General features: G+C 57.2%; 5 protein-coding genes. 1 reads left to right on the top strand and 4 read right to left on the bottom strand.

From position 1 onward, the window contains the following. Nucleotides 1-39: 39 nt before the first annotated feature. A complete protein-coding gene (locus HMPREF9538_RS14275) occupies nucleotides 40-1,362 on the bottom strand; it encodes a 6-phospho-alpha-glucosidase (protein WP_002923306.1) in 1,323 nt (440 codons plus the stop codon). Next, on the bottom strand, nucleotides 1,359-2,981 hold the full coding sequence (locus HMPREF9538_RS14280) for an alpha-glucoside-specific PTS transporter subunit IIBC (protein WP_002923307.1): 1,623 nt from the start codon (nucleotides 2,979-2,981) through the stop codon (nucleotides 1,359-1,361). The genes HMPREF9538_RS14275 and HMPREF9538_RS14280 overlap by 4 nt, the downstream gene beginning before the upstream one ends. Before the next feature lie 298 nt (nucleotides 2,982-3,279). Here HMPREF9538_RS14280 and HMPREF9538_RS14285 point away from each other — a divergent pair, with 298 nt between their 5' ends. Next, nucleotides 3,280-4,002, top strand: coding sequence for a GntR family transcriptional regulator (locus tag HMPREF9538_RS14285; RefSeq protein WP_004151520.1), 723 nt, complete (start codon nucleotides 3,280-3,282; stop codon nucleotides 4,000-4,002). Here the strand turns inward: HMPREF9538_RS14285 and HMPREF9538_RS14290 are convergent. Together HMPREF9538_RS14290 and dinD are read right to left on the bottom strand one after the other, a co-directional pair. Further along, nucleotides 3,994-5,655, bottom strand: coding sequence for a putative transporter (locus HMPREF9538_RS14290; protein WP_009485050.1), 1,662 nt, complete (start codon nucleotides 5,653-5,655; stop codon nucleotides 3,994-3,996). The two genes, HMPREF9538_RS14285 and HMPREF9538_RS14290, sit on opposite strands and share 9 nt — an antisense overlap. Nucleotides 5,656-5,756: 101 nt before the next feature. Next, the coding region (gene dinD / locus HMPREF9538_RS14295; RefSeq protein ID WP_009485049.1) for a DNA damage-inducible protein D at nucleotides 5,757-6,406 on the bottom strand (650 nt) is incomplete at its 5' end.

The following is a 6,406-nucleotide window of genomic DNA, read 5'->3' as shown; positions in this document are numbered from 1 at the left end:
GACCCGGCCCCCCGCGGGGCGCCGGTAGTACAACGGGGATTAATGCAGCTCAGGCCAATAATCTTTGTTGGCGGCAATGAGGTCGTCGAGGATCGCTTTCGCCACCGAGGCGCTCGGCACGGTTTTCGACAGGGTAATCGCCTGCCACAGCTTGTGGTAAGAGCGCTGTTCCCAGGCATCGACCACCAGTTTTTCCACTGCCACCTGCTGGCTCATCAGCCCTTTCTGGAAATGCGGGATGTCGCCTACCGTCAGCGGCTCCGGTCCGTTGTGGCCTACCAGACAAGGGATCTCCACCATCGCGTCGGCGTCAAAGTTATGGATCGCGCCATTGTTCGGCACAATCAGCAGCATCCTTTCCTGCGTGTTAAAGGCGATAGCCGTCGCCAGATCGACGATATAGGAGGCATGCTCGTCAATCTCCAGATCGCCGGCGGTGGATTTCCCGGCGGCGATGATCGCCCGGCAGGCGCTGAAGACGTTTTTCTCCCGATGATCCATCACCTCATTGGCGCGGGTGCGTTCCGGGTTGGAGTGGGCTACCACATAGTCCGGGAACAGATAATATTTCAGGTAGGTGTTCGGCATGGTCTGCGGATCCAGCGCCTGCACATCTTTCGCTTTGGCAAAGGTGTCGTTCCAGCTGGCCTCGGTGTGCGGATCGTTCGAGGGCGGCACATAGCCGTATTTCGCCACATATTCGCGCAGTTTCGGCATCAAATCATTGCCGTCGAGGTCCTCAATCGACGTCCACCAGCCGAAGTGGTTGAGGCCGTAGTAGCGCACGCGCATCTGTTTACGGTCTTTGAGGCCGACAATCTGCGCCATCCGCCCTTCAATGCCGATCGGCATATCGCAGATGTTGAGGATTTTGGCGTTCGGCCGCAGACGACGAGTGGCTTCCGCCACAATCGCCGCCGGGTTGGAGTAGTTAAGCATCCAGGCGTTCGGCGAATATTTTTCCATATAATCCACCAGCTCCAGCACGCCGCCGATAGAGCGCATACCGTAGGCGATCCCGCCCGGTCCGCAGGTCTCCTGGCCCAGCACGCCGTGGCGAAGCGGGATTTTCTCATCCTGTTCACGCATCGGATATTTCCCGACGCGGATATGCGCCATGACAAAATCAACATCGGTAAACGCCGCCTGCGGATCGGTGGTATAGCTGAACTCAATCTCCGGCGCCTGCTCTTTGAGGATCACTTTGCACGCCTCGGCGATGGTCTCCTGGCGCGCGCCGTCGTTGTCATAAAATTTCAGCGACCGCAGCGGAAAACGATCCTGGTTTGCCAGCAGCATCAGGACAATGCCCGGGGTGAAGGTGCTGCCGCCGCCTGCGATAACAACTGAGAATTTTTTCATGATACTGCCTCCGTCATGGTGGTATGTTCGGTCGAAAGAGAATCTTTCATCAGGTTTTCCAGCTGGTCGCGCACCTGGGGAACGTGCAGGCCGACGATGACCTGAATCCCGTTGCCGCGGCGTACTACCCCGTGGGCGCCCAGCGCTTTAAAGACGTCGTCACTTTGCGTTTTCGCCATATCGACCAGCGCGATGCGCAGTCGGGTGGCGCAGTTGTTGATGCTTTCAATGTTGTCGGCGCCGCCGAGGGCCTGCAGGAAGCCAGCGGCCTGACCCAGCCGGGTCTCTGGCGCGGCGGCGGCCGTGGTTTTACCTCGTGCCGCCTGGTAATCGGCCTTGCTGTAGAGCTTGATTTCGCTCTCTTCCCTGCCAGGCGTCTTCAGGTTCAGACGCAGGATCAGGGTACGGAAGACTACGAAGTAGAGGGCGGTGAAACAGAGGCCGATGCCTATCTGAATGAACATCATCGAGGCGTGGTGATGGAACATTGGGATCCAGTTTTGCGGCAAGAATTGATCGAGCAGGCCGCCGCCGAAGTTGCCTACTACTCCGCAGATGTACATCACCGTCGCCATAGTCGCCGCCAGCACCGCGTGAACGGCGAACAGCAGCGGCGAGATGAAGAGGAAGGTGAACTCCAGCGGCTCAGTGATCCCGACCAGCATCGCGGTCAGGGTGGCGGGGATCAGCAGGCCGGCGACCTTGACGCGGTTTTCCGGCGCGGCAGTGAAGTAGAGCGCCAGCGCAATCCCCACCGAACCAAACACTTTCGAGTTACCGTGCAGGGCAAAGCCGCCCTCCGGGAACAGCGTCTTCAGCGGTTCCGTACTCTGACTGAACGCCTGCAGGTGCTCTGCCCAGTAGACCTGCAGTCCGCCCTCCACCACCGCAGGGCCAAAGATGAACGGGCCATAGACGAAGTGGTGCAGGCCGGTGGGGATCAGGATGCGCTCAAGGAAGATGTAAACCCACACCCCAAGCGCCCCGGCTGAGCGCAGGAAGGCCTGCAGTGATTCAATGCCCAGCTGGACCTTTGGCCAGCCGAGCAGGGTCAGCCAGGCGCAAGGGATCATCGCGAGGAAGGCGACAATGACCACAAACGATGAACCCTGAAAGATGCCGAGGAATACCGGCAGGGGTTTATCGAAATAGCGATTGTGCAGGGCCGTCACCAGACCGGAGATGACGATGGCGCCGATAATGCTGGTGTCGAGGGTTTTAATCCCGGCAATCATCGTCAGGCCGCTGCCGGCCGTGGGTTCAGCGGAAAAATCGACGCCGAAGAAGTGGCCCCAGGTCATCCCCATGGCGTTGATAAAATAGTTCCAGGTGAGAAAGCTCACCAGCACCGCCAGACAGGCCCGGCCCTGGGCCTGTTTCGCCAGGCCGATCGGCAGACCGACGGCGAAAATCAGCGGCATATTACGAAAGACGGTCCAGCCGCCCTCCTCAATGATGTGAACGATCTGGGCAAACAGGCTGTCGGGTGCGGTCAGCGCTTCGCCGACGAACATCGGGTTGCGCAGCATGATGGCGATACCAACCACAATCCCGGCAAAAGGGAACAATAAAACCGGGGTAAACATGGCGCCGCCAAAGCGTTGTATTTGACTGAGCATTGGGAAATCCTCATGTAACAACTCGTAGGGTGAGTGGCCTTCTTTTTCTTGATTACCGGCCTGACTGGAGAATAAAAATTTGCCCGTCCGACAACATGCCGCGCCGTTGCGATTCGTGATCCCATTCATGGTTTTAATTTGGCCAAAGTTGTCTACTTCGATAACAAAAGTTAGACATCGATAAGTCAGGCATCGAAATTAACTTAATGAATGCATCTTAATTGATTGTAATTAAACTACTTTTTTAGAAAAAAGAGCACAAAGCGACATCCCCTTTTCCTGAACAAGAGGACTACTGGTGATCTACAAATCCATTGCTGACCGCCTGCGGCTGCGGCTGAATTCCGCCGACTTCGCCATCGGCAGCCCGCTACCAGGAGAGAAAAAACTGGCCGAGGAGTTCGGGGTGGCGCGCATGACTATTCGCAAAGCCATCGATCTGCTGGTGGACTGGGGATTGGTTGTGCGTCGCCACGGCTCGGGAACTTACGTGGCGCGTAAAGACGTCCATCATGAAACCAGCAATCTGACCGGCCTGGCGGAAGTGCTGCGCAAGCAGGGTAAAGAGGTGGTGAGTCAGGTGCTGGCCTTCGAGGTGATGCCCGCCCCGCCGGCCATCGCCAGTCTGCTGCGGATTAAAATTGATGAACGGATCTACTTCTCACGGCGGGTGCGCTACGTCGACGGCAAGCCGCTGATGCTGGAGGATAGCTATATGCCGGTGAAGCTGTTCCGCAACCTGTCGCTGAGTCATCTGGAAGGGTCGAAATTTGATTATATTGAGAAAGAGTGCGGGATCATCATCAGCGGGAACTATGAAACGCTGACGCCGGTGCTGGCGGACAAGCAGTTGGCGCGCTCAATGAACGTCCCGGAGCAGACGCCGCTGCTGCGTATTACCTCCCTTTCCTACAGCGACAGCGGCGAGTTTCTTAACTATTCGGTCATGTTCCGCAACGCCAGCGAGTATCAGGTGGACTATCACCTGCGCCGCGTCCAGGCGCAAAGCCCGCTAGCTTAGCCCCCAGAACAGCACGGCGAGTAGCTGCGGGGTGATAATGCGCAGGAACATCACCAGCGGATAGACGGTGGCGTAAGAGAGCGCCGCTGCGCCGCTGGTGGCGTGCAGGTTGTTGGCGAAGGCCAGCGCCGGCGGGTCAGTCATGGAGCCGGCCAGCATGCCGCACAGCGTCAGATAGTTCATTTTCGCCAGCATGCGCGCGAGGATGCCCACCGTCAGCAGCGGGATGGCGGTGATGAAAATGCCGTAAGCGATCCAGCTCAGACCATCGCCCTGGGTCAGGGTGGCGACAAAGTCACCCCCCGATTTTAGCCCGACCACCGCCAGAAACAGCACTATCCCCAGCTCGCGCAGCGCCAGGTTGGCGCTCGGCGGCATAAACCAGTACAGCTTGCCGATACTGCCGATACGCCCAAGGATCAGCGCCATAATCAGCGGCCCACCGGCCAGTCCCAGCTTCAATGCGGCAGGGAAGCCGGGAATAAACAACGGGATAGATCCCAGCAGTACCCCGAGTCCGATGCCGATAAACACCGGCAGCATCTGGACCTGCTGCAGCTTCTGCTGAGCGTTACCCAGTTCGGCGGCCACGGCGTCAATTGCCTCCGGACGGCCGACCAGGTTGAGGATGTCACCAAACTGCAGGCTGGCGCTGCTGCTGGCTACCAGCTCGACGCCTGCCCGGTTAAGCCGGGAGATCACTACGTCATAGCGCTGTTTGACGTGCAGATCGCGTATTTTCTTCCCCAGCACTTTTTCGTTAGTGACCACCACCCGCTCCACTTTCAGATCGGTGCCGCGCGTCGACAGCGAGGTCGCCACCTCCTGGCCTATCACCAGCTGCGCATTGTGCAAATCCTCAGGTCGCCCCACCAGGTGCAGCAGGTCGCCAGCCTGGATAAGGGTGCCCGGCGCAGGCACCATCAACAGCTCACCGCGTTTCAGCCGCGAACAGACGATGTTGTCGCTATTGAGCATCGGCACATCCTGAATCGCCATCTGGTTGAGGTTGGGGTTTTCCACCCGCACGTTGATGGTGTGTAAATGGGCGTGGCCGTTACCGCTGCTCTCCTCAAACCGCTGGGCCTCTTTCTCGACATTAATGCGGAAGAACAGGCGCACCAGCCACATGGTCAGCAAAATGCCGCAGATGCCGAACGGATACGCCATCGCGTAGCTCATCCCCATCTGATCGACCACCTCGAACGGTACGCCGAGATCGCGCAGAATTTGCTGCCCGGCCCCCAGCGCCGGCGTGTTGGTCACCGCACCGGAGAAGATACCGAGCACCACCGGGAGAGGAATATTGAACAGCTTATGCAGCACCGCGGTCACCAGGCCGCCGAGGATAACGATAAGGATAGCGAACAGATTGAGCCGCAGGCCTGAGACCCGCAGCGAGGCGAAAAAGCCCGGCCCCACCTGAATACCGATGGTGTAGACGAACAGGATCAAGCCGAATTCCTGAATAAAATGCAGCATCGGGCTGCTGAGGGCGACGCCCGCCTGATCGACAAAGTGGCCGACGATAATCCCGCCAAACAGGACGCCGCCAATGCCAAAGCCGACGCCGCGGATTTTGACATTGCCGATCCACAACCCAACCACCGCCACCAGCGCCAGCACGCTGACCGTCAATGCTATCTCACTCATGGTACCGTCCCTGTGAATAACATTATTATTAACAGGGATTATGACCGCGGCCAGGCGGATTGTATGCTGCCTGGCGCACAATAATCATGGAGTAAGATACGCTACTCAGGCGCGTTCTTATTTTTCGCTACGATAGTGAGTTGCTGAATACTTTTCTCCGGGGAAGGAAGTGCTTCAGGCATAGTGCCACCCAGGTCTTTAATAGTCTGGCGTACTTTTTGCCCTACGTCATAATGCGTTTTGTTGGCGAGTTGCTTCGAATCAACCGCGTCCCGACGTAGTTTTTCTTCCGTTTGGGTAGCACGAAACAGGTTGGCCGCGAGCTCAGTCGATCCCATATAGTCGAGTATTTTTTGGCTTTTCTTTAGGCCCTTACGCTCATGGATTGCTTTTTGGTCAAGACCACCATAGAGACCTTTATAACCATGGTTTTGAAAGACAGCAAAATCAAGAGTCGTCTCAACACCAGCACGTTGGGCCGTTTCAACCAGATGTTTATTATGCTCTTTGAGCTCATTGCGCAGGAACAGTCGCTTTTCATCCTCTCGTAGAGACTTAAATATTTGATCATCTTGCAATTCCTGGCGCCGGGTTTGCAAGGCAAAGTACGTTTGCCCCGCAGCAATCACCGGTTTCGACGGATCGCCATTTTGCACTACCAGATAGCAGGCGTAGCGTGAGAGGTGGAAATCTTCAAGATTCCTGCTGGCGCCAGAACCTAATTCGACCATTTTGTTGGTTTCAACAAAAT

The sequence above is a fragment of the Klebsiella sp. MS 92-3 genome (assembly GCF_000195655.1).
Lineage (GTDB): Bacteria > Pseudomonadota > Gammaproteobacteria > Enterobacterales > Enterobacteriaceae > Klebsiella > Klebsiella pneumoniae.
This window is presented reverse-complemented; position numbering and strand designations above follow the sequence as displayed.